This window comes from Paenibacillus sp. FSL R5-0914, assembly GCF_038004525.1.
GTDB lineage: Bacteria > Bacillota > Bacilli > Paenibacillales > Paenibacillaceae > Paenibacillus_AQ.
This window is the reverse complement of record NZ_JBBORH010000001.1, coordinates 308,324-331,978: the sequence shown is the minus strand read 5'-3', so window position 1 is coordinate 331,978 and position 23,655 is coordinate 308,324. Positions and strand designations below refer to the sequence as shown.

At 46.6% G+C, this 23,655-nt stretch carries 25 protein-coding genes; 19 read left to right on the top strand and 6 right to left on the bottom strand.

Annotated features, from left to right (window positions below; all coding sequences use genetic code 11):
* The first annotated feature begins 367 nt into the window (after positions 1–367).
* Together MKX60_RS01395 and MKX60_RS01390 are read left to right on the top strand one after the other, a co-directional pair.
* Positions 368–3,454 carry a DEAD/DEAH box helicase gene (locus MKX60_RS01395; protein WP_076285936.1) on the top strand — a complete coding sequence of 1,029 codons (3,087 nt, stop codon included), beginning with the start codon at positions 368–370 and terminating at the stop codon, positions 3,452–3,454.
* 32 nt (positions 3,455–3,486) lie between these two features.
* Positions 3,487–4,290 carry a hypothetical protein gene (locus tag MKX60_RS01390; protein ID WP_149644614.1) on the top strand — a complete coding sequence of 268 codons (804 nt, stop codon included), beginning with the start codon at positions 3,487–3,489 and terminating at the stop codon, positions 4,288–4,290.
* Positions 4,291–4,390: 100 nt separating this feature from the next.
* Here MKX60_RS01390 and MKX60_RS01385 read toward each other — a convergent pair whose 3' ends face one another.
* Positions 4,391–5,065, bottom strand: a complete 675-nt coding sequence (locus tag MKX60_RS01385; protein WP_042193221.1) for a GTP pyrophosphokinase — start codon at positions 5,063–5,065, stop codon at positions 4,391–4,393.
* A gap of 305 nt (positions 5,066–5,370) precedes the next feature.
* Between MKX60_RS01385 and MKX60_RS01380 the strand changes: the two genes are divergently transcribed.
* From MKX60_RS01380 to MKX60_RS01365, 4 genes are read left to right on the top strand one after another with little or no spacing between them, the layout of a single operon-like run.
* Positions 5,371–6,153 (top strand): zinc ribbon domain-containing protein, encoded by a 783-nt coding sequence (locus MKX60_RS01380; protein WP_341058931.1) that lies wholly within the window; start codon positions 5,371–5,373, stop codon positions 6,151–6,153.
* A 33-nt stretch (positions 6,154–6,186) separates the two neighbouring features.
* On the top strand, positions 6,187–7,005 hold the full coding sequence (locus MKX60_RS01375) for a TrmB family transcriptional regulator (RefSeq protein ID WP_341058929.1): 819 nt from the start codon (positions 6,187–6,189) through the stop codon (positions 7,003–7,005).
* A 22-nt stretch (positions 7,006–7,027) separates the two neighbouring features.
* The gene (locus MKX60_RS01370; RefSeq protein WP_042184527.1) at positions 7,028–7,330 is read left to right on the top strand and encodes a hypothetical protein; all 303 of its coding nucleotides are present in this window, start codon (positions 7,028–7,030) and stop codon (positions 7,328–7,330) included.
* Positions 7,331–7,372: 42 nt separating this feature from the next.
* Complete coding sequence (locus tag MKX60_RS01365) at positions 7,373–7,966, top strand: xanthine phosphoribosyltransferase (protein WP_042123794.1); 594 nt, start codon at positions 7,373–7,375, stop codon at positions 7,964–7,966.
* Between the two features lie 101 nt (positions 7,967–8,067).
* Here MKX60_RS01365 and MKX60_RS01360 read toward each other — a convergent pair whose 3' ends face one another.
* From MKX60_RS01360 to MKX60_RS01350, 3 genes are all read right to left on the bottom strand, one after another.
* The gene (locus MKX60_RS01360; RefSeq protein ID WP_339244546.1) at positions 8,068–9,024 is read right to left on the bottom strand and encodes a diacylglycerol/lipid kinase family protein; all 957 of its coding nucleotides are present in this window, start codon (positions 9,022–9,024) and stop codon (positions 8,068–8,070) included.
* A 111-nt stretch (positions 9,025–9,135) separates the two neighbouring features.
* Positions 9,136–9,474, bottom strand: coding sequence for a DUF4870 domain-containing protein (locus MKX60_RS01355; RefSeq protein WP_060626766.1), 339 nt, complete (start codon positions 9,472–9,474; stop codon positions 9,136–9,138).
* 92 nt (positions 9,475–9,566) lie between these two features.
* Positions 9,567–10,583 carry a serine hydrolase domain-containing protein gene (locus tag MKX60_RS01350; protein ID WP_341058928.1) on the bottom strand — a complete coding sequence of 339 codons (1,017 nt, stop codon included), beginning with the start codon at positions 10,581–10,583 and terminating at the stop codon, positions 9,567–9,569.
* A gap of 470 nt (positions 10,584–11,053) precedes the next feature.
* On the opposite strand from MKX60_RS01350, the gene MKX60_RS01345 reads away from it, so the two are divergent.
* The 13 genes from MKX60_RS01345 (at position 11,054) to MKX60_RS01285 (ending at position 22,501) form a co-directional block, all read left to right on the top strand.
* Positions 11,054–11,242, top strand: a complete 189-nt coding sequence (locus MKX60_RS01345; RefSeq protein ID WP_042123803.1) for a hypothetical protein — start codon at positions 11,054–11,056, stop codon at positions 11,240–11,242.
* Positions 11,243–11,640: 398 nt separating this feature from the next.
* Positions 11,641–12,687 carry a cytochrome c oxidase subunit II gene (coxB, locus tag MKX60_RS01340; protein WP_076285929.1) on the top strand — a complete coding sequence of 349 codons (1,047 nt, stop codon included), beginning with the start codon at positions 11,641–11,643 and terminating at the stop codon, positions 12,685–12,687.
* Between the two features lie 127 nt (positions 12,688–12,814).
* On the top strand, positions 12,815–14,662 hold the full coding sequence (ctaD, locus tag MKX60_RS01335) for a cytochrome c oxidase subunit I (protein ID WP_076285960.1): 1,848 nt from the start codon (positions 12,815–12,817) through the stop codon (positions 14,660–14,662).
* Positions 14,659–15,285, top strand: a complete 627-nt coding sequence (locus MKX60_RS01330; RefSeq protein WP_042184533.1) for a cytochrome (ubi)quinol oxidase subunit III — start codon at positions 14,659–14,661, stop codon at positions 15,283–15,285. Before ctaD ends, MKX60_RS01330 begins: the two co-directional genes overlap by 4 nt.
* A gap of 5 nt (positions 15,286–15,290) precedes the next feature.
* On the top strand, positions 15,291–15,617 hold the full coding sequence (locus tag MKX60_RS01325; RefSeq protein ID WP_042184535.1) for a cytochrome C oxidase subunit IV family protein: 327 nt from the start codon (positions 15,291–15,293) through the stop codon (positions 15,615–15,617).
* 82 nt (positions 15,618–15,699) lie between these two features.
* Positions 15,700–16,620, top strand: coding sequence for a cytochrome c oxidase assembly factor CtaG (gene ctaG, locus MKX60_RS01320; RefSeq protein ID WP_341050502.1), 921 nt, complete (start codon positions 15,700–15,702; stop codon positions 16,618–16,620).
* Positions 16,621–16,646: 26 nt separating this feature from the next.
* Positions 16,647–17,111, top strand: a complete 465-nt coding sequence (locus MKX60_RS01315) for a DUF420 domain-containing protein (RefSeq protein WP_042123812.1) — start codon at positions 16,647–16,649, stop codon at positions 17,109–17,111.
* Between the two features lie 841 nt (positions 17,112–17,952).
* Complete coding sequence (locus tag MKX60_RS01310; RefSeq protein WP_076285927.1) at positions 17,953–18,681, top strand: hypothetical protein; 729 nt, start codon at positions 17,953–17,955, stop codon at positions 18,679–18,681.
* 60 nt (positions 18,682–18,741) lie between these two features.
* Positions 18,742–19,137 (top strand): GntR family transcriptional regulator, encoded by a 396-nt coding sequence (locus MKX60_RS01305; protein ID WP_341050498.1) that lies wholly within the window; start codon positions 18,742–18,744, stop codon positions 19,135–19,137.
* Between the two features lie 91 nt (positions 19,138–19,228).
* Positions 19,229–20,086, top strand: coding sequence for an ATP-binding cassette domain-containing protein (locus MKX60_RS01300; RefSeq protein WP_410477456.1), 858 nt, complete (start codon positions 19,229–19,231; stop codon positions 20,084–20,086).
* 4 nt (positions 20,087–20,090) lie between these two features.
* Positions 20,091–20,993: an ABC transporter ATP-binding protein gene (locus MKX60_RS01295; RefSeq protein ID WP_341058927.1), complete on the top strand. Its 903-nt coding sequence runs from the start codon at positions 20,091–20,093 to the stop codon at positions 20,991–20,993.
* Entirely contained in the window at positions 20,986–22,275 is a 1,290-nt protein-coding gene (locus MKX60_RS01290) for an ABC transporter permease (RefSeq protein ID WP_076285923.1), read from the top strand. Before MKX60_RS01295 ends, MKX60_RS01290 begins: the two co-directional genes overlap by 8 nt.
* A gap of 34 nt (positions 22,276–22,309) precedes the next feature.
* Positions 22,310–22,501 (top strand): hypothetical protein, encoded by a 192-nt coding sequence (locus tag MKX60_RS01285; RefSeq protein WP_042123819.1) that lies wholly within the window; start codon positions 22,310–22,312, stop codon positions 22,499–22,501.
* A gap of 151 nt (positions 22,502–22,652) precedes the next feature.
* On the opposite strand, the gene MKX60_RS01280 is transcribed toward MKX60_RS01285, so the two are convergent.
* Entirely contained in the window at positions 22,653–23,105 is a 453-nt protein-coding gene (locus MKX60_RS01280; protein WP_341058926.1) for a hypothetical protein, read from the bottom strand.
* A 39-nt stretch (positions 23,106–23,144) separates the two neighbouring features.
* On the bottom strand, positions 23,145–23,654 hold the full coding sequence (locus MKX60_RS01275) for a hypothetical protein (protein WP_094877483.1): 510 nt from the start codon (positions 23,652–23,654) through the stop codon (positions 23,145–23,147).
* Position 23,655 lies beyond the last annotated feature (1 nt).

The window sequence follows — 23,655 nt, the reverse complement described above, 5'->3', positions numbered from 1 at the left end:
GAAGGGTATTTTACGATAGTGGCTAGAACATTTATTAAAAATATGCTGAAATGAATCAAATTCATGGGTGTTTCTACGTACTTCAACTTTATTTGTATAAAAATCTACAGAAAATATGCAGAAACGTTTTTAAATCAGCGCTTTTTCGTATAAGATGAAGAGATGAAGATTCAAGAGCAGATAAGTTTTATCCTAGTTCTTTATCCTTATATTTCTTACAGGAGTGTATCTCATCTCTAAAAGGATGGAGAAACTACTTCTACTTGTATAGCTTCAAAATTTATTTCTCGCGGAAAAGGTTGCAGTTACCACCTGATGGTGGCGGACTGGTTCTTTTTTTGCTTGCTTAAAAGACAGGAGATCACCGATGACTAAGCATCTTTATGCAATATGGTTGGGGGATGTGTTATTTTGCTTCTCTGGCGAAACTTCGGAGCCGAAGGTTGACGCTTGGACCCGAGTGGTGAAGCGGCTGGAGCTGCAGGGAGGAGTTCGCCCTTTTGCGAGTGCTGCTCTGCGGCTCGCAGAAGTGAAATATCCGGCTCCTCCTGTAGAGGGGAAGCCAGCACGCCGTGGATTGCCCGGAAGAACTTTCGAAGGGCTTGCCTTAGTCCCTAGCGATGCATTTGAACTGCTTCTGGCATGGGATGAGACGTTATGCCGAGATCAGGGAGTAGAACCTGGAGGCGAATTGCGCTATTGGGCGGCAGCAGCTCGCTTTGCGCTGGAATTGATGGGTACTGGCGGCGTTACACCAGGAGCCTTGCCCCCACGTCCGGTAGGTTCACGCCGTCGTGGTGGTGAACAAGCAGCAACGGTCTGCTGGTCTCCAGCTTTTCGAAAGCAGGAGGATAAGGAGATCTTTCTGCAGCTGGCGTCGTCCATGCCGGTATTGGCCTTAGGGACGCATATTGCTGAAGCGGGGGATTTATCTTCGAGGGAAGAGGCGGGCGCCTATGTGCTTTACTCCTTTATGCAGGCGGTAATGACTGCAGAGATAAAGAAAGTGATTGCGGGTATTGAAAGTGAACTTACCCCTTACAAAGCCAATTATCGCCGGGGTTACTCCCCTTTAACTGAGCTGTGGTGGAATAGTCTTCTTACAGGCAGCCGGGATATACCCGTGCAGGGAACTCAAGCAGAGGTGACAGATCTTCTGGCTACTGTGAATGAGACAGCTGGTAGCGATGTGCCGCAATCGGAACCTGAAGAAGCGCGGAGTGGACAGCTGGGTCTTGGGCTACGTCTTGAGCCCCCTGGAGATAATGACGAAATCTGGCGCTTAACCTTCTGGGCGGAGAACAAGGAAGAAGGGGAATTCTGGATTCCGGCAAAATCGATTTGGAGCAGTAAGGAACGAGAGTTTACGTTATGGGGGAAACGCTATCGTAATATACAGCAGCAGCTTCTTATAGCGCTGGGCCGAGCGGCAAGAATCTCTCCAGATATAGAGCGCGCTCTATCTATGCCTGCACCTACGGGAGCAGATTTGGAACCAGAGCGTCTTTATTTCTTTTTGAAGGAGACGGTGCAGCAGCTGCGTGAGCGTGGAATAACCGTGCAGATGCCATCGCGCTGGAGCCGTGAGGGACGCCGCCGGATTGGCATGAAAATGAAAATGCAGCCGGTAGTGAGTGGGATTGATAGTCCTGCTCCAGTGGCTCTTGGGATGGAAGAACTGATTTCATTTCGCATTGAAGCCTCACTTGGGGAGAGTACAATCAGTGAAGAAGAACTAAACGCACTAGTGGAGGCAGGCGTACCCTTTGTACGTTTCCGCGGAGAATGGATTGAGGTAGATCCTAAAGAAATTCGCCAGGTTCTTAGATATATGAAACGCCATGAAAATGGGGAAATGACCGCAGCCGATTGGATGCGCCTAGAGGCTGAGGATGGTGAAGAGCGGCTCTGGAAAGGGATGTCGGTCACGGGGATGGAAACATCCGGACTATTGTCATCGCTGATGCGGGGCGACATATTGCGTAATCTTCCAGTGCGTGCCGTACCTGAAGGTCTGCACGGCACCCTGAGACCTTATCAGGAGCGAGGCTATCAATGGCTCTCCGTTCTCAGTGGTCTGGGATTTGGGGTGTGTCTGGCCGATGACATGGGTCTCGGTAAGACGGTGCAGGTCATTACCTGCCTGCTGGACCGCGCTTTAAGTGCTCCACCTGAAGAGAAGCAGGAGCCTGTCTTGATTCTATGCCCAACCTCACTTTTGGGGAACTGGCAGCGGGAATTGCAGCGCTTTGCGCCTTCTCTTAAAGTTCACATTCATCATGGTGGACGCCGAGTGCGGGGAGATAGCTTTTTAGAACTGGCTGCCAGTCATGATATTGTATTGACGACCTATCATTTAGCAGGTCGTGACAGCGAGGATTTAGCGAATGTTCAGTGGTCCACTGTGGTGCTGGATGAAGCTCAGTATATTAAGAATCATCGGACGAAACAGGCGCAAAGTGTGATGAAGCTATCAGCGCCGCATCGCATAGCTATGACGGGGACACCTGTAGAGAACAGACTAGGTGAGTTATGGTCTATTTTTCACTTTTTAAACCCGGGTTATCTAGGAACCTACCATTCCTTCCGGCAGCGTTATGTATCTGGAGAGGGTGGAGAACGACTAAGGGAATTACATCGCTTGGTATCTCCATTCTTGTTGCGCCGCTTGAAAAGCGATCCCGATATCTCTAAAGATTTACCGGAGAAGCTGGAGCTGAAGTCTTATTGTCCGCTGACGGAAACACAGGCAGTCCTATATCAGGGTGTCGTGGATGAAATGCTTGGCGTGATTGGAGAGAGTAGCGGGATGGCTCGCAGAGGACTCGTGCTGTCTTCTCTTACGAAATTGAAGCAGATTTGTAATCATCCTCAGCTATTCCGCAAAGAAGAAGGCAGGGGTCCGCGAAGTGAGCATTCCGGTAAAATGGAAGTCATGTTCGAGATTCTGGATAGCATTGCGGAGGTCGGAGAATCTGTGTTGATCTTTACTCAATATGTAGCGATGGGTGAGCTCTTGGTTAGCAAGCTGACTAAGCGTTATGGAACAGCGCCGCTGTTCTTGCACGGCGGAATTCCAAAACGAGAGCGCGACGAGATGGTTCATGATTTTCAAGAGGGAAAAGGCCCATCCTTCTTCGTACTTTCTTTAAAAGCGGGTGGCGTAGGGTTGAACCTTACAAGAGCTAATCATGTCATCCATTACGACCGTTGGTGGAATCCGGCAGTTGAGAATCAGGCGACAGACCGGGCGTTCCGAATTGGTCAGGATAAAAATGTTCAAGTGCATAAGTTGATTTGCCAAGGAACGTTGGAAGAACGTATTGATGAATTGATTGAGCGTAAGAAAAATCTTTCCGAGCAGGTTGTTGGCTCTGGCGAAACATGGTTGACTGAGATGTCCAATCATGAGCTGAAGGAACTTATTGAACTGCAGGATCAGGACTGGATGTAAGACAGATATGAGTGTTACGGAGGGATCGAACAATGAGTGAACGGTTAGAGATGCAGCTGGAAGTTGTGCCTGGATTAGTAAAAGCAGCATGGACGGTGCTACCTGGGAAAGTGACGGGAGGGTCTCGGTCGAAGGGTGAATTGAACGCCAGCGCGCCTGCTCAGGAACAACAAGCGGATCGACCTCTCTCTCTGAAGGTTCCGGTATGGCATGCTTCCCGAAGAAAAGAAATATTACGAAGTCTGGCACTAAGTCCCGGGGAAGTATTTGCCTTGCTGCAAGGGCGTTTGACGGGTGAACTGGCAGAGCTTGAGCTTCTACCTACGGATAGTGAGCTGGAGCAAGCCCTTTTTGAGGGTGAAGGTGTGGAGTATAAGGCGGAAACTTTGAAGCTTATTAAAGAACGTCTTGCTGAAGAGCCACTGCTGGCACTTTCGCTGAGAGGATTTACTAAAGGAGAGCTCTTGGACGGAATTTTTGCCCTTTGGGCTGAAGGGAATATTTCTAGCGACGAAGCTGAAACAGAGGAAGAAGAAGCCTCGGTTAGTGAACTTTCTACGGAATTGGCTCGGCTTGAACGCAAGGGTCCGGCCATTTCCTCTGGCGAATGGTTGGCAGAAGCGGCTGCTGAAGGTTCGCTACATCAGCCTGGGCCACAGTTCCATGAGATTGCGGCTAGACCGTTTCCTTCGCCGGTAGTAGTAGCTGAAGTTACAGAAGACTGGGGAACATTGCTACCGCAGACACCTAAAGCCATTGAGGGATTAACTTTGATTATGCAGCGGGTTGCAGAAGCGTCTGCACGTCGAGCGACTAAGGGTCCGATTAAGCGGTAAGTGAAAATACGAAAGAGGCTGTCTCAAAAGTAGTGAATGCTACTCTTGAAACAGCCTCTTGTTTTGCCTAATTATCTAACAGAGTTTCTGGTTAGTTATTCTAATGCTGACCAGCAGGAGGCAATTCTCCTTCTGAAAGCTCTAGAATTTCGCGGCGAAGACGAAGCATTTTTTGATCTAGTTCATCAGCAGCGCGCGCGGCTTCTTTTAGTTCCTCAGCGACATGCGAAGGCAACTGCTTATCGAATTTATAATACAGAATATGTTCCATGCTTGCCCAAAAGTCCATAGCTAGGGTGCGCAGCTGGATCTCAGCCTTGACCCAGCGTGTTCCTTCCAGCAGGACGAGTGGGATACCGACTATAAGATGAAGGCTTTGATATCCGTTTGGTTTAGGATGAGCTATATAATCTTTAATCTCAAGCACGCGGATGTCTTCGCGTGTACTAAGATGATCTACTAAACGGTATATATCTTTAACGAAGGCACATACAATCCGCATTCCGGCAATATCGTGAATGTATTGCTCCATATTTTCCAAGCTGAAACCGTAGCCTTTGCGCTCCATCTTTTGAAGAATGCTCTTTGGTTCTTTGATCCGGCATTTGACATGTTCGATGGGACTGAAGCCGTCGCGGGATTGCCATTCCGTCTTGATTACATCAATTTTATTCTGAAGATCATTTAACGCGTGGCGATAGAGTGCCGGTAAGGCTTCGAATTCGTTAACCAGTTTGGCGAAATCCTCGTTGCTGTTACCTTGCCACTGTTGCAGATCCTTTACGTGTACCTGTAGCTGACTAAGCGTAAGCTGTGTGCTCTCATGTTCTTCCACTGAAACTCTCCCGATTTCGTTATTTGTGATAATTCTATTTTAACCGATGTAGAACCCCTGACGCAAAATTACATTCAAAATTAGGAAATATAACCCATAAGTGTAAGGGGGAAGTGGCTTAAATCAATTAGTATGGATTTTATAGGAACATTCTCCTCTAAATCGCGTATTAAAGCACATTAATGAATCTACTCGATACATTTGGTATGATAGAAACACGTATCGCTGGAGAGGGAGGAACTGTAATGAGTTTTATCAAAAAAATTAAAGATAGCGCGAGCCGGGTTACCGAAAAAGCCCAAAACTCAGTAGAGATCGGCAAGCTGAACGGACTTATTTCCGATGTTGAACAAGAGATGGAAGTTGAATTTACGAAAATGGGCAGACTTTTTTATGAAGGATATCGTTCAAAGGATATGTCGGTAGCTGAAGGTAAAATGGTGGAGCTGTCCCGTAACTGTTCCAAACTTCAGGAAAAAATCGAAGTCCTGCGGACACGAATTGCTGAGCTGAAAAATGAGCGGTTATGTTCATGTGGTCATATTGTGGCGCTTGATGCAAACTTTTGTCCGAAATGCGGAAGTAAGCTGGAGCCATTGTCCGCTTCGAGAAGGGTACCTTCTACACCGGTATTTGTTCAATCTGTGAATGAAGATGACGAAGATCAATATTATGGTGCAGATGAGCTTACGGATGAAGAGAAGGAAATTGCAATGAAGCTGCACCCGCAGAGTGTTGTATATGCTGAAGTTCAGCATCCGGATGATGAGCTGCCACTTGAAGAATATAAGGCGAGCGAGCAAGAGATTGAGCGGGAACGTAAACAAGCCGAGCAGCTGGAACGGGAAAGAAAAAGACAACTTGAACTAGACCGTCGCTTCGGCGAATGGCACAAGAATGAGCACCAGGAGGAATCTGCGGTCACTGAGGACAATGGTGTACGAGATATGATCCAGTGCCAAATCTGTCGGAACGAATTACCTAAGGGCTCCTTATGGTGTCCGCGATGTGGGTCAGAGCAAATATAGTACGGATTTCAGTCAGCTTAGGGGGACAACAAGATGGAACAGCTGCTGCTGCATCTGCGCAATCTGGGCTTCACAGAGATGGAGTCCAAAATTATGGTAGAGCTTGCGACAAAAGGTCAGGCTTCTGGCTATGAGGTTGCCAAACAGCTCGGAGTTTCAAGATCGAATGTGTATGCGGCGTTACAACGCCTTACGCAGCAGGGATATGTACGATGTGGCGAAGGAGAACCTGCGCGGTACAGTGTTCTCAATCCAGAGGAGCTTGCGACCATGATCTCGGGACGGGTTCAAGCTTCACTGGCTTATATGGAAAGTGAGATGCCTCGCGGTGGACCTGTTAGCCCTTCGTTTTATAATGTGGAAGGTGACCGCAATGTATTGGGCGCTCTTATTCGCCAACTTAATATGGCTGAGCAAGAGATCGTAGTGGATATGTGGCGTGAGGAAGCGTCACTTCTACGGAGTGAACTTGAACAGGCGGAGTTGCGTGGCGTTAGACTCTTGTGGGCGTTTGATGGTGGCAATGCTGCTCCTGCCGCCTATCCGGTATGGCCGCCTCTCGGAAGAGATTCTCAGCGAACAGATGGACGGAAGTTCTCATTCGTAATCGATCGGAGCTGGTGTATGCTCGGGATGCGCTATGAAGATGGATCGGCGCAAGCGGTTGTAACCGAGCACCCGGTGTTAGTAGATCTGCTATTGAATCATTTTGCACAGGAAATGGTGCTGTTCGAGCTGGAGCAGGATATGGGCGCAGAATTAGAAGAACGTTATGGTGAGCGTTACAGCAAAATTCACAGCAAATATGTGATGCATGATCTAGGCGATGATGGGGAAGAACAGGCGCAGTAGCTATTACAGGGAGGTGAAAAGCATGGAATGTATCGTACATTTTGAAGTGGTGCATGAGGATGGTCCTAAAAAATTGCGTGGACTGCTGTTTCTGGATAAAGGAGCAAGTCCCGGAGAAGCAGAGCTAGTTGAAATGTTCAAGGACATGAAATTTAACGTGAGACTGGAAGATCGCGAGAAATTGATCTTTAAACCGGTAAATCCGGGCGATTTCGTGGAGATCCGAATTACGGGTTATGATAATGGGCAAGAAAAGAGCAAGGATGACCATAATTTAAAATCTATCGTTGGAAATTTATTGCCACAAAAACCGACAGGTCTATAAAGTGGGGAGAAAGGATTCATTGATGGGAGAAGGAGGAGCACAATGGAGCTGTTGAGACAAAAGGTGTTAAAAGAAGGTATTGTACTCGGGCAAGGCGTGCTCAAGGTAGATTCTTTTCTGAATCATCAGATGGACCCCTTTCTAATGCGTGAGGTTGGCCGTGAGTTTACCCGCCGTTTTTCCGGCGAAGAGATTACGAAGGTACTGACGATTGAATCTTCGGGAATTGCTCCGGGGATTATGACGGCATTAGAGCTGGAGGTTCCGCTGATTTTTGCCCGTAAGCAGAAATCGTTGACGCTGACAGAGGATATTTATGTAGAAAAGGTTTACTCCTTCACGAAGAAAGAAACGAATGAAATTACCGTTTCCAAGAAGTTCATTGCTCCGGGTGAGCGAGTTCTGATTGTCGATGATTTTTTGGCGAATGGCGAAGCCGCCTTCGGACTTGCTCGTATTGTTGAGCAGGCAGGAGGAAGTGTGGTTGGGATTGGTATCGTGATCGAAAAAGCGTTCCAGCCAGGAAATCGGTTACTGCAGGAAGCTGGTTACCGGGTAGAATCACTCGTGCGAATCGCTTCACTGGAGGACGGAAGAATCTCTTTCGTGGAAGAAGAGGAAGGGCTACTTAGCTAAGTCTCTTTGGTGTAGATTCGGATGAAGTTAACAAAAAACAGCAAGAGACAGGTTTATAAGCCTGTCTCTTGCTGTTTTTTGTTGTGATGCACGGGTATGGATTACCCGTTGCTACCGCATGCCGCTGCAGGATCGGCGTGGCGCTGCGCGCTAACCGCCGCCAGCGGCGAGAGCACCCGCAGCGATCCAGGCTCGCAGCGCACGGCAAGCGGCCCTTTGCCGAAGCTCTCGCCATCGCCGATCGCCGGCCGGGCCTCTGCGAAGTTGACGGCTACGCTACGTCCACGCAGCATCGACACGAAGGGCAACGCTACATGCTTGCCCTTCAGTACCGTTGGGAACAGCCGCAGCAGCTGCCCGCGGCTGCACCCGTGCACGACGCAGACGTCGAGCTGGCCGTCATCGGCCTTCGCCTGCGGGCAGATCAAGAGCCCACCGCCGTAGCTGGGCAGGTTGCAGACCGAGACCAGCCATGCCTTCTCAAAGACGTGCTCCGTCCCGTCGCACGCAACACTCACCCGGCATGGCTTAAACGTCATCAGCGTATGCAATATGCCGATGATATAAGCCAGTTGGCCTGCGCCAATTGCATTGCACAGCCGTTTGTAACGGCTTGCATTCACATTCTCGGCCACCTGAGCATCGAAGCCGTTGGCAACGGCTGTTAAAGTCAGTCCGTTTGCGCCTGAGATCAGATCGGCTTCGATATACCGTTCGCTAAGTGCAGCTTCCAGCGCGGCTTCAGTCGAAAGCGGAATGCCGAAGCCGCGTGCGGAGTCGTTACCGGAGCCGGCAGGGATGATTGCCATAGGAATATCTTTGCCACGAAGGGCACCCAAAATGCTGTGCAGCGTGCCATCGCCGCCGATTACGATCGCGGCTTTCCAGTCCTCACGGTGTTTAATTGTATTTAGAACGAGGGCTTCTGCACCCTCTGCGCTATGCGTAAACAAGGTCATATATGGCAGCATCCGCTCTTTCATGAGCGCCTCTACAGTATGCCAGGTCCGCCCGCCTGCGCCCCCGCCGGAACGCGGGTTTATGATGAATAGATACATTTAAATTCCTCCAGCCTGTAGAATTCCGTTGATGCCCGTCTTTCCATTGTAAGGAGTGGATGGGCAAAAGGGAATACTTTTCAGCGATAAGAGGTGTTAGTTCAGCGGTGTTTATAGATGCCGAATCTGACTTTCTGCGATATCCCCAACCCAAGGGAGCTTATACCATCTGCTGCTTAAAGCTTGATAGATCATAAGCAACCATATAGCAAAGCTGCAAAGAGAAAGGATTGCACTCAACAGGGAACCGAGAAAAGGGATAAATCCGGTTAGGACATGGAGAATCATCAGCACGCCGAACGTAAGCAGTGATTGCAACGCGTGGAACAGCACGAAGCGGTTGCGTTTCTCCAGAGCGAGAAAGACCACGCCGCCGATAAAAGGGAAAAAATAGCACAGCGCGCCCGCAATATTATCGGGCAATCCGGTGGATGATTTGAAAGGGGACAAAGGGCTCACTCTCCTTCTACTTGGAGAAGAAGGGGGTTAGTTCGCTACTCCTTCTTCCTTAAAAGCCTATGACTTGTCAGGAAAAAGTATGTTTAGCTCATTGTGGGTATAATATACTTTTCCAACAGCTTGCGGGGGTTCTTCCAATTGTTTGTCTTACTTTCTGCTGTAAAGACCACTACCGCATCTAACTTGGGTAGGAGAAGGATTTGCTGTCCGCCATGACCGTGGGCAAGCTTGTAGGGTTGGCCGCTCATCGTACCCACCCAGAACTGATATCCGTAATCTCCAAAAGCCGGGTATCCCGTAGTCTGTGCAGTTAGTGCTTCTTGCAGCCAATGCTTCGGAATGATCTGCTGTTTTGCAAATTCGCCGTTATTAAGCAGACATATACCAAATTTAGCCATATCTCTTGAGTTTATGTACAGACCAATATGTCCCATACTATGTCCTTCGGGACTCGGTAACCAAGCTGTGTGAGTCATTCGGAGAGGGCTAAATAAATGCTCAGCAGCATAGGTGAATGCATCGAGACCTGTAGATTCACTAAGGATCATCGAAATCAGATGGGTGTCGATACTACGGTATTGAAATTGACCGATATGTTCCGGAATTATGTTCATACTAAGAGCAAAGGAACCCCAGCGGCGACTACGATGGAGATTCCGGACGAAAGGCTCCCCCAGCTTCTTGCCCGTGATCCAGCTAAATCCGGAAGTCATGGTAAGCAGATGACGGAGAGTGATTTTTGATAAATGAGGGGAGTGCAGGTATGGAACATGTTTACGAAGTACCTTGGAAACCGAGACATCGATATCAGGGATATCTCCCCGATCGATAGCGATTCCGGTAATTGCGCTGATAAAGCTTTTAGTCGCAGATCGAAGATCATTTAATGCCCCGGCATGATGGTTGCCGTAATAACGTTCAAAAATGAGCTTGCCATGGCGAGCAATAAGCATACTATGCATCTTTGGATATTCTTTCTGAATAGCATAATCAGCTTGTTCAAGACCCTCACGGCGCGTTGCAGTTTCCTCGGGTAGCGCGGTAGTCATCGCGGGAACTACGTTATAAGATGAAGTCAGTAATGGTGTAGGTTGGCCCATAATGCTCTCCTTTTCTTGCTGTGGTATGTGCTAGGTGAGGCCTGCTATAGAGCATATTGTATTTTAACCCGACACGAGCAATATGACTTACGAAGAACATTGTAAAAAAATAAAAATTTTCCAATTAGCACATTTTACAAGGAAAGGTGGAAGTTGGACCGGAATATGATACAATATAACGATAAGGCCCGAAAGGGGTGATTCAGTAAGTGGCTCTTCGGGTAATAAAAGTGTCAAGGAGCTTTCGTTCAACAGGCGTCCTTACTCTCAGCCCAAATCACGACGAACCTGCTTCACCGGCGAACCAGTATCTCAAGGCTTTGAAGCTTTGAATTTTACGTTTTGGCGGATAATGCAAGCCACGTATGTGTAATGGTTACTTCACTTGCATTCGAGGTTACGGCGTACTTTTCATCATGCATTCTCTACAACGGAGCATTCATTTTCAATGTTTTGGGAGGGAACTGATCATGGCAAGTAAAGGTCATAACGAAGTCAAGGAAAGTTTACGGGAAATGACACGTATTTTCCGGCCCAAAGATCCCAAGAAATTCGTAAAGGAGTACGTCCGAAAATATCGGATTACCGGAGGCTATGAAGAAGAACTGACCATGGTCGTGGAGCATGAGCTGGTAAAGATGAATTCATCCGTCTCCTAGCTAACAGATACGAGTGTCACTTACTTTTGACATCATTTTGAGTAATAACATCCACGAGGATTCTTATAAACCGTGCCCGAGCAGCGTTTGTTGCAGGAATCGGTTTTTTTTGTATGTACATTTATGAATAAGAAATATTGTCTCTCATAAAATAGTCAAATGAATTAATAGACACATTTCACAATGAATGCGCTTTAACGATCATTTTTTATTTGATTGCGTTTTCAAAAAATGCGCATAAATGCAGGTGGGACAAGGAATTATTATGTCGAAAATTACAATGTGAACTAGTTGTGAACGATTGACAAAACTTTCCCTTAAACTTATATTAATAGTGATTGTTATAATTGACAGAAAAAAACAGGAACCTACGAAATCGGGAAAAGCGGGGTAGATCAATGATGAAAACGTGGCAGGCTGTAAAGCGACTCCTTCCCATGACCGCTATGTTTGGTCTCTTTCTTGCCGGGTGCGGTCGTGAGGACTTGTCAGTGCTCAGACCACAGGGACCTCAGGCGGAAATGTCTTATGGATTAATGGAGCTGTCGATCAGTATTATGATCGTCGTGTTGCTGATTGTCTTTACGATTGCAGCTTATGTACTGATCCGTTTCCGTCGAAAGCCGGGTCAGAATGAAATCCCTGAGCAGGTTGAGGGTAGCATCAAGCTTGAGATTCTCTGGACGGTCATTCCGCTTATCCTCGTAGTGGTACTGGCAGTTCCAACGGTGAAAGCAGTGTTCGCCGCAGGAGATGATCATGCCAATGACAAGGATGCGATTAAGGTTAAAGTAACCGGCCACCAATATTGGTGGGAATTTGAGTATACCGATTACAAGGTGACTACAGCGCAGGATCTGATTATTCCAGTGGGCAAAGATATTGCTTTTGAACTGGAGACTAAAGACGTGCTGCACTCCTTCTGGGTCCCTTCCCTTTCCGGTAAAATCGACACCAACCCAGCCGGGACGATTAACCGCTTCAGCTTCAGTGCACCTAATGAAGGCGTTTACCGTGGTAAATGTGCGGAACTATGCGGGCCGTCTCATGGATTCATGGAATTTAAGGTGAAATCGGTTAGTGAACAAGATTTTCAGAAGTGGTTAGATTCGATGAAAGCACCCGTAGCTGTGCTGCCAGAGGATCCTGCTTTAGCTGAGAAGTTCAAAGCGGCGTGTCTGACTTGCCACGCTGTAGGTGATCAAGGGATTAATAATGCGCCGAACTTGACCGGAATTGGTTCTCGGGAGTCGATTGCAGGGATCCTGCTCAACGACGACACGAGGGAGGATGGTGCACCAATTGAGGAGAATCTCAAAACATGGCTGCATGATCCACAATCCGTAAAACCGGGCAATCTGATGCCTAACCCCAAAGATCTAGGCCTAAGTGATGCGGAGATTGATGGCATTGCTGAGTATCTGGCCAACTATAAGCTGGACTAATGCCTTAGCCTAAAGGCGGGCGGAACTTTCGAAAAAGGGGGTACGAACTTTGGCTCAAGCAGCGCATACCTTGAATTCATCCAAGCCTCTGGGGCATGGCCACAGTGTGAAGCGCCATACAGGACTTATGGATTGGCTAACAACCGTCGATCATAAAAAAATCGCAATTTTGTACCTATGGGCCGGAGGATTATTTTTTGGTATCGGCGGAATTGAAGCACTTCTGATTCGCTGGCAACTCATCAAGCCAATGAATAATTTTTTGGATGCCCAAACGTTTAATGAACTTATTACCATGCATGGTACGACGATGATATTCCTCGGCGTCATGCCAATCATCTTCGCCTTAATGAATGCCGTCATACCGCTACAAATCGGTGCACGTGACGTAGCCTTTCCTTTTCTAAATGCACTTGGCTTCTGGACCTTCCTGTTCGGCGGAATTCTACTGAATCTCAGCTGGATAATGGGTGGCGCTCCTGATGCCGGATGGACCTCCTACACCCCACTATCTACGAGTACATACAGCACTACACACGGTGTAGACTTTTATACGATTGGTCTTCAAATTGCCGGATTAGGTACCCTCATCGGGGGGATTAACTTTCTAGCCACGATCATTACGATGCGCGCGCCGGGAATGACCTACATGCGGATGCCGATGTTTGCTTGGACTACATTTATTACTTCCGCAATTATTTTGTTTGCATTTCCAGCAGTTACAGTAGGTTTAGTACTGCTGACATTCGACCGGATACTTGGAGCCAATTTCTTCGAGGTTGGGGCTGGGGGTAATCCGGTGCTCTGGCAACATATCTTCTGGATATTTGGTCATCCAGAAGTATATATCCTCATTCTGCCTGCCTTCGGAATTATATCGGAGGTTATCCCGACTTTTTCACGGAAGCGATTGTTCGGATATAGCTCAATGGTGTTCGCTACCATCCTGATTGCCTTCTTGGGCTTCATGGTTTGGGCTCACCATATGTTCACTACCGGACTTGGGCCGGTAGCTAACGCATTGTTCTCTGTATCAACGATGTTGATTGCGGTTCCGACAGGAATCAAGATTTTTAACTGGTTGTTCACGATGTGGGGCGGGCAAGTACGTTTCACGACACCAAACCTGTTCGCGGCAGGATTCATTCCTACCTTTACGATGGGTGGCGTCACTGGCGTCATGCTGGCTTCTGCGCCTGCTGACTTTCAGTTCCATGATACGTATTTTGTTGTAGCGCATTTTCACTACGTTATTGTGGGCGGCTTGGTGCTTGGCCTGTTTGCAGGTCTGCATTACTGGTGGCCGAAGATGTTTGGTCGGATGCTAAGTGAGAAGCTGGGCAAATGGACTTTCTGGACGTTTATTATCGGATTCCATCTGACATTCTTTGTACAGCATTTTCTTGGACTCATGGGGATGCAACGTCGGGTATTTACGTATTTGCCGAATCAGCAATTCGATTTGCTGAATTTAGTCAGTACAATTGGTGCTGGGCTGATGGCTGTCGGTACGATTATTTTCTTAGTCAATGTCTTCCTAACTTCAAGAAAGCCAATGGATGCAGCTGATGATCCGTGGGAGGATGGACGTACACTAGAATGGACGATTTCTTCGCCACCGCCAGAATATAACTTCAAGCAAACCCCGCTTATCCGTGGAATTGATGCATTCTGGAAAGAAAAGATGGCAGGAAATAAAGGCATGACTCCGGCTGAACCCGTTGGTTCGATTCATATGCCGTCTGCAACCATATTGCCGTTCACAATGTCTGTTGGGATTTTCATCGCTGGACTGGGCTTTATGTTTAGTCGGGATGACTTCGGCAACGCCTTTATGAGCTTTATGTTTAATAATTATATCGTTACAGCCATCGGTCTTATCATTACGTTTGGATCTATGCTGTTGCGTTCGCTGTATGATGATCATGGATGGCATATTGAACCTGAAGAGCTGGAAGGAAGTGAGCGGACATGACAACGGCACATGCAGAAGCTTCTAAGGAAGAATTTCCTCACGAGCCGGAAAAAGCTACGCTCGAAGGACGAAACAAGGTTCTTGCCTTTTGGTTGTTTCTAGGTGGGGAAGCGGTATTGTTCGGTACGTTGTTCGCTACGTTCCTCGCATTGCGTAATCAGACGAATGAGGGGCCATCGGCGAATGAATTGTTTCACTTACCGCTTGTAGCTGCTGCGACATTCATTCTTTTGGTAAGCAGTTTGACGAGTGTGTTCGCTATCCAAGCGATGCATAGAAACCGTCCGGCAGTGCTTCGTAACTGGCTTTTGGTAACTGTAGCCTTAGGGCTTGGCTTCCTGATTCTGGAGATCTATGAGTTTACTCAATATGTGAGACACGAAGACTTCGGAATGACTACAAGTGCATTTAGTTCGGCATTCTATACATTAGTAGGATTCCACGGTGCGCACGTAGCTTTCGGGATTGCATGGATCGCCATCCTGATTGGGCAACTCATGCGTAAAGGATTAACCGTAGTTACTGCACCAAAAGTGTATGTGTCAGCCATGTACTGGCATTTTATTGATGTGGTATGGGTCTTCATCTTTACGGTTGTATACCTACTTGGAAAGGTGGGCTAGACACTATGACGACAGATCAGCATGTGCCAGAGAACGACGGGTATAAGCATCGTCATCGGCATGAAGGGCCACAGAGGCATATTGTTGTCTTTATACTGTCCATTGTCTTGACCTTAATTGCTTTCGCCGCTGTTGCGGCTGGAGGTGTGAATGCCACCTTTGCGGTTATTCTACTACTGGTGATGGCAGTCATTCAGGTCATTGTACAGATGGGCTTCTGGATGCACCTGAAAGATAAAGGACATCTAATACCGATTATTTTCATGCTGGGTGGTTTTTTTACCGCCGGTACCTGTATTATTATGTCGCTGTATTGGGTTTGGTGGAATTAACGGACTATAAAGAAAGAGGCGGGCTGAGATGCCCCCTCTTTTTGGTGTTTAACTAGATCCTGCGCTAGGAGGGGTTAGGGTTATGCTCGGATTACAATATTTTAGCTTTGCAGAACTATGGAGCCCGCTTTTTCTGGCGGTCATGCTGCTGCTGACGGCGGGTTATTTCGTTTGGATTGGTCCGATTGCTGGACGTCATGCCGATTCAGTTACGGTTCCGATCTGGCGAAGAGCACTATTTGTGTGCGGAATGCTTGCGCTTTATCTGGCACAAGGCGGTCCTGTTAGTCTATTAGGACATATGATGTTTTCATTCCACATGGTTAGTATGGCCTTGTCATACCTAGTGGCGGTGCCGCTGATTATGCTGGGGATTCCAGATTTTATCTGGCGCAGCATATTGAGAGTAAATCCATTTCGCCGGCTGTCTTTTTTAGCTCGACCGGTGGTAGCTGCTTTACTGTTTAATGGACTATTTTCTTTGTACCATATTCCTGTTATCCATGATTATGTGATGCTGCATTTTACCGTTCACCGAATCTACTATATTGTTTTATTCCTAACAGCTGCCTTAATGTGGTGGACTTTGATCAATCCGCTACCGGAGCGCCGAATGGCGAGTGGACTGGGCAAGATTGGGTTTATTTTTCTAAACATGGTATTGCTGACACCAGCCTGCGGACTGATTATTTTTGCAGATCAACCGCTCTATGCTACTTACAGTGATCCGGAGACTTGGGCACTTGCCATGGGCTATTGTATATCGGGTGATCCTTCTGCCTTACTTCAGAATTTTGGGGGTCCTGCGTTCTTTTCATTGTTGTCACCAAAAGTGGATCAGCAGGTGGGAGGTATCGCGATGAAGTTCATTCAGGAATTTATTTTTGCCTCTATGCTTGCTTATGTGTTCTATCATTGGTATAAAAAAGAGAACGGACAAGAGGGCGATGAATTATCGACGCCTTCCTCAGCACTCGAGGAGAGCACCTTGACCCGTGCATAACTGGTAGACTGCCAAGGAGGAGAATCATGGATATTTTTACGGTGTTTCCAACTATTAGCACATCGTTCATCGTGCTCAGTGCGGTGCTCGTAGCTATTGGCTGGTGGCTCATCATTAAGGGCAAACGCGAGGCGCACAAGAAGACGATGATTGCTGCCGCAATCGCTGCGCTCCTGTTTTTTATTGTTTATGTATCTAGAACGTTGTTCGTGGGAAACACCTCATGGGGCGGACCGGATGAACTTCAGACGATTTATCAAGTGTTTCTGATCTTCCATATCGTGCTGGCAACGGTAGCTGCGGTATTCGGACTTACTACGTTAACTCTTGGTTTTAAGGCGAAGTACTCCAAGCACCGTAAGTGGGGCAGAGTAACATCTATAATCTGGTTCATTACTGCGATTACTGGCGTTATGGTGTATGTGCTGCTTTATGTTCTGTATCCAGGTGGACACACCAAGCCAGTGTGGGAAGTTATTTTGGGCGCGTAAGATAGTTGCATGAAAAGAGCTTGTGATTGGCATGTGAAAAGAGCATGTGAATATGCGTGCGAATCGTACGTGAATTTGTGTGAATAGTAATGAAATAAGCCTGTGCATCTGCTCGTTCCTAAATAGGGATGATGGATGGCGGGCTTATTTTAGTTTATGGAGTTGGGGAGTGTTTAGGGAAAACCTCCCTGAAAAAGATAAGTTTTGAGCTCGAAAATCGGTAATTAGGGAATTCCTCCCTGTATTTTAACCGTTTAAGCTCTAAAACGTAGAAATGGCTGAATTTATAGGGAGGAATTCCCTAAAAACGTTGATTTCAGGCTAAATCCAAGTAATTAGAGGGAGGTTTTCACTAATTGTTGCTTCTACTAGCAGTTACACCCACCTAGCGATCACATCCACTCGCAGTAGCACCCGTCGAGCCTTCGCATCGATTGAGCGGTCGCATCCATTAGTGGTCACAACCACCGAGGAGTCGCAACCGCCCTTCAATCACCCCACCGAGCCGCAACAACTGGCCCTACACCTACAACCCGTTGGCGAAGTAACAATGAGGCTGACCTCACTCCGCGTCCCTCGCTCACATTCAACCTCTCCATAAGTTATGTTTAATCCTCTGATTAGTTAATCCCGATAATGATCAGTTTCCCATACGTGCAAAGCCTTCTCCAAAGGGGGGGAACGCATACCTCCTAATCAACTTGAATGTTTTCCATTTACAGGATTGACAATGGTAAATTAAGGACATATACTGTGTATATAGATATATACAGTAAGCACAGGGATATGAACACCTGCTTCTGCTAGACGCTGAAGACATTGTAAAGCGAGGTTAGTTTTAATGAGAACATTAAAAGATTCATGGTTTATGTTGCGCTCTGATTTTCGCGGAGACAAATTAAAGATATTAGGGACCCTCGTAATAACAGTTATTTTTATGTGTTATCTTGGTGGAATGACTAGCCTAGTAGCAAATGACGTACTAGGTGAGCAGGATCGGACGATGATAACGGATTTCTTATTTCTTTCCTTTATACCCTTATTGGGATTAACATTCTCTCGCCGTTCTATGAAATATTGGAGTGAAGACTCTTACACAAAAATGTTGGTTTACTTAAGAACCTTACCAATTCCAGCTGCAGTAATACTATCGCGGAGAAAACTTCAGGGGGTAGGCTCCTTTATTCTAAATGGTACGTTATTCTTCGGTATTGTTTACTTGTTAGGGGAAAATTTCCGGACAGAGCTGGCGGTTCCCTCGTATATAGCTTTTGCCATTACATGGCTCGGCTTCGGCTTCATGGTCTCAGGTCTATATATTTTTATTGAGTATCTTTTTAGCGGCAAAGCTTATCTATGGCTAACATTGCTTATCGTAGTGTTATCGTGGGGAATATCATTCCTAGTTACACTTGGGGGAGGCAATTTGTTTTTATACAGTATCTCCTATTCCAAGGAGTGGGGGCTGTTATCTCCGATCATGTGGGGGTCACTTCTGCTGGGGACAATATCTGTGCAGTTATTCTCTAAATGGACTATACATCGACTGAAGAGTCGCAATCTCGTATAAAAAATCGGAATGGCAAGGACTGCGCTCTAGCACGCTAGAGTGGAAGGCGAGGTGTAAATAATGTGGATACCGGTACAAATCAACGAAAATAGTGCAGAGCCCCTCTATCATCAGATAGAGACTCAGCTTAGATCCTTAATCATTAGCGGAGTCATTACAGAAGGTACGCTACTGCCCTCGATTCGTGAGTTCGCAGGAGATCTGAAATGTAGTGTAATTACAGTGCGGCGCGTATATCAGGATCTGGAGAATGAAGGTTTGCTACGAACGAGACAAGGAACAGGTACCTTTGTATCCCATGTAGGCGACGGAGCAATGGAAGAATACAAACGGGACACGGTAGGCAAAGCACTTGAAAGTGCTGTGGATATCGGCCGATCGATACATTGCAGCAAGGATGAACTTGAGCAGATTTTTATGGAGATTGTAGAACGCAAGTATAGAGCACAGGAATGAAAGGGGGGCGCATACTCATATGGTACAGATGGCTATAGAATTGCGGAATGTACTTAAACAACGGCGAAACAAGACGATAGGACCGCTGACCATGAATCTGCCTAAAGGATATATTACAGCCCTGGTAGGTCAGAATGGATCTGGCAAAAGCACGCTACTGAATCTACTAATGCAGCTGACCAATCCAGAGGAAGGCGAGATATATTGGTTTGAGAACAGGTATAATAGCGGGTTGCCTCTGGAGCTGCGGCAGACCATTGCCTATGTTCCTGAGACATCGATTACTGAGGAGAACCACTGGAATGCAGAAGAGGCAGCTCAATTTCGACAGCATTGGTATCCGAACTGGGATGAGTCGTATTTTCAGGATCTAATGGATCGCTTTGAGGTTCCATATCATATGAGGCTTTCTAAGATGTCAAAGGGTGAGCGTCGGAAATTCGAAATTGCCGCAGCACTTGCGTCACGCCCAAGTCTGCTGCTATTGGATGAACCTTCATCAGGTCTTGATCCCTTTGCCTGGAAGATTATGATCGAGACGCTGCTTAAATATATGGATGAGAACAACGCTACGATCATCATCTCGACACACATTGTGGAAGAGGTACGGCGGTTGGCAGATTATATCGTGCTTATGCATAGAGGTGAACTGCTGGGTATGGCCGAGAAAGACAGTTTATTCGGTACTTGGACCGAGGTATGGGTACAGGTTGCAGGTGAAGAGGAGCTTGCTGAGTTATCAGCGGAATTACCGGGAGGTATAAACTTTACCATGGATACACCGGGTGTAGCTTCTTTTATCATAGAACAATTTTCTAAGAACGAGAAACGCATTCAGGACTTGGGCGTAAAGGTTATCAAGAGTCGCAGTTTAGAATTGGACGAAATACTGGGTTTATGGACACAGGGACACCGTCCTATCCTGATTGATCACAAGAGAGGGGACTAGAGAAATGGAAGCCTTAAAGCTGGAAAGTGTAATGAAGCAATATGGAGAAAAAACCGCTGTAAACGGAATTAACCTAACGGTAGACAAGGGGGAAATTTACGGATTACTTGGGGCAAATGGTGCAGGAAAAACAACCACCATGCGCATGGTGCTTGGCCTAATTTACCCTGATGGCGGGAATATTTTGTATAATGGAAAGCCGTATAACAGCGAACTTCAGCAAATCATGGGCTATCTGCCCGAAGAAAGAGGATTATATCCAAAGGTAAAGGTAAGCGATCAAATCGTCTACTTGGCACGTCTGCGGGGGATGTCAGCTAGTGATGCAGATAAGAGCCTCCGCTATTGGCTTGATCGGTTTGAGGTTCCAGATTATTACAATAAGAAGATTGAAGAGCTCTCCAAAGGGAATCAGCAGAAAATGGGCTTTATCGCCGCAGTCGTTCATAAACCGCAAATTCTCATCCTTGATGAAGCCTTCAGTGGCTTGGACCCTGTTAACGTGGAACTACTGAAAGATACGGTAAAAGAATTACGTGATCAAGGAACGAGTATCTTATTCTCTACTCACCGGATGGAGCATGTTGAAGAGCTTTGCCGTAATATTACGATTTTGGATCGTTCCAATACTGTCGTGCAGGGCGATATTCGTACGATTAAGAGTGGATATCCTCGTGAACAAGTATTGTTGCGTACGGATAACGAAGTGACCGGTCTAGAATCAATTGCAGGTGTAACAGCAGTACAGCGACAGGAGCGAGGTTATCTGTTGTCCATCAGTGAGATCGGCGCAGCACAACGTATCCTACAGCAGGCGATGGCGCAGGGTGAAGTGGAGCATTTTGAAATTAAGGAACCAACGTTAAATCAAATCTTTATCAGAGCGGTGGGTGAATCTCATGAATAAGATGGGAACAATTATTGGCTTTACCTTTAAAAATAAAGTAAGAACGAAATCATTCATGATTACTACGTTAATTCTAGTGTTGCTGCTCAGCATTGGGATGAATCTTCCGTACATCATCGATCAGTTTAAGGGTGATTCTAAAACAAACGCAGAGACTCAAATTGCTGTGATCGCGGAAGAGGGAAATCAGGCTGCAGAGTTGTTGAAGGCATATACTTCACCTGAGGGAATGCCGCAGGCAAAAGTTGTGCAATATACTTCTGCCGACGATGCGGAGCTAAAGAAAGCTTTAGATGAAGGGACTGTAGAGGGGTACGTTACTTTTGCAGAACCTACTGGCGAAGGACTTCCACCCGTTACTTATCATAGTGAAAATGGTGAATTGAAGGGCGATGTGCAAATCTATCTCCAAAATGCCCTTCAGCAGGCCAACACCCAGTTCATCGTTGGCGACAAGCTGACGCAGGAGCAGATTGCTGCTATGTCAACACCGGTACAGATAGCTACTCAGCAGCTCAACCCTGATGGGACTGCGGGAGATAAGGATGCGTCGCAGGAATCCGCTCCACCTATTAATTACGTCATTGTATACGCCATGCTTATGCTGTTCTTCATGTCTATCATGATGACCGGTAATATGATCGCAGCTGAGATTACTTCAGAGAAGAGCTCACGGATCATGGAGATTCTGATTACAAGTGCCTCACCTTTAGCGCAAATGTTTGGTAAAGTTATCGGTGTCTTCTTAGTAGGATTATTACAAATTGGCGTCATTATCGCAGCGGTAGTTGTCAATCTTAAGCTTCCGCATAATGCAACGATTTTGAAAGATTTAGACCTGGATTTAGGCCAGCTTAATATTAACTTGTTGCTTTATGGAATTGTTCTTTATGTACTAGGTTATTTCCTCTATGCCTTGATGTATGCAGCTGTAGGTTCGATTGTCAGCCGTACAGAGGATCTTGGCCAAGCGGTTATGCCGATTATGATGTTAGGCTTCGTAGCATTCTATGTTCCACTGTTCAGTATTTCTAATGCGGATACTCTGCTGGTTAAGGTAGCGAGTTATGTGCCTTTCACCTCTCCATTGACCATGCTGCTCCGAATTGGTGTTGGTGAAGTAGCGATCTGGCAAGTTATTGTATCATTAGCCATCCTGCTTGTTACCACGTTCATCTTTGGATGGTTGGCTGCCAAGATCTATCGCACAGGCGTATTGATGTACGGCAAACGTCCAAGTATTAAAGAGATCAGAAAAGCGATGAAGGCTTACAAGATCTAAGTGGCTTCATATAAACTTTTAAGGAGTGGTAATCATGACTAAAAGTGAACAATACAATATGATGCTTTTAATGAGTTCGGTATCTCTGGCTACGGTTAGTAGAATGCTCTCGACCAATGGGTCCGCTTTAATGGATTTCACTCAGGGTGTATTGACTGGGATTGCCATGGTGGGGATGATTGCGGGATTGTGGATGTACGGTAAGGCGCGTAAGAGTAAAGCGTAATAGTAGGAGATAAGGAAGCCGCGGCAGATGCCGTGGCTTTTTTATTTTTTGTGTACGTATCGTAAAAGTTATTTGGAAGATAGTTGCGGACTCCAGGGCTCCTGAGTCCAATATATGCTCCGTACACTCAAATGTCTTTCCTTTTGAGGGATTAGACAACGGATAGATTACCACTAGGCAGCAAATCCTCTGGAGCAGTCAGTTGCTCCCGCACACGCCTAAGCTGCGCTTTTAGTACAGGAACACTCTTTTGCAGGATGATGCTTATTTGAGGTAAAGATAGCTTTAGGCCATACCACATCGTTTTTATAAGCTGTTCCTCCCAAGGCAATGCCTTGGCAGACAGGAGAGAGCGGCGTGCGTAATAATCGGCGCATTGTCGGATACAAGAGCGGTAAGCTTCGACAGAGAATAGCTGGCTGTCGAAGCTTTTTTGACGGAATATTTTATGAAGCTCTTTAAAAGTACGGATAGTAACCTCCTCAGCTTCTGCTGATTGTTGTAACAACATGGAACTGAGCATATAGATATCATTCGTACACTTCTGAACACACTCTGCAAATATAGTTCTACGGGGGGATTCGGCAGGTAAGGGGTCAGGCATGATAAACACGATCCTTTCAGAATTGTTTATGGGATGAACCTATAATATAGAAAAGTAAGAAATGGATTTGTTGATAAGCTCGGCGGTATCAGGTTCTGGATAACTATGTTTTTGAAGCGCAACACTGGATGGTTTATAATATAGCCGCCCTCCTTTGGAATCTCTCCCACCAGCGACAGCTCTGTACAGACGACCTTGTTCAATGTGCCCTGCCAAGGATTTGCCCTGCAGCTTGGCTTTTAAATCCTGTAAAGCACCTTGTACTAGCTCAAACTGAGTCTGATCCCACTCTGAACCATGGGTACGTACTTTATCTATCGCTTCCTCTAGCCGGCAATGGTATATCATTCTGAGAAAAGAACTCCATTTAATAAGATCGAAAGTTTTGGTATTGGCAGAGATAAGACATGCCCCCCAGCTGCTACCTCCTTTACAGGTAAGTTTCAGGATGCCATAACGGCTGCCTTGATCAGCCTCCATTCCATAATGAATAGGCTCAGGTGAATCAAAGACGAATACTTCTATGCGAGATAGTCTTCGCTGGTCCATG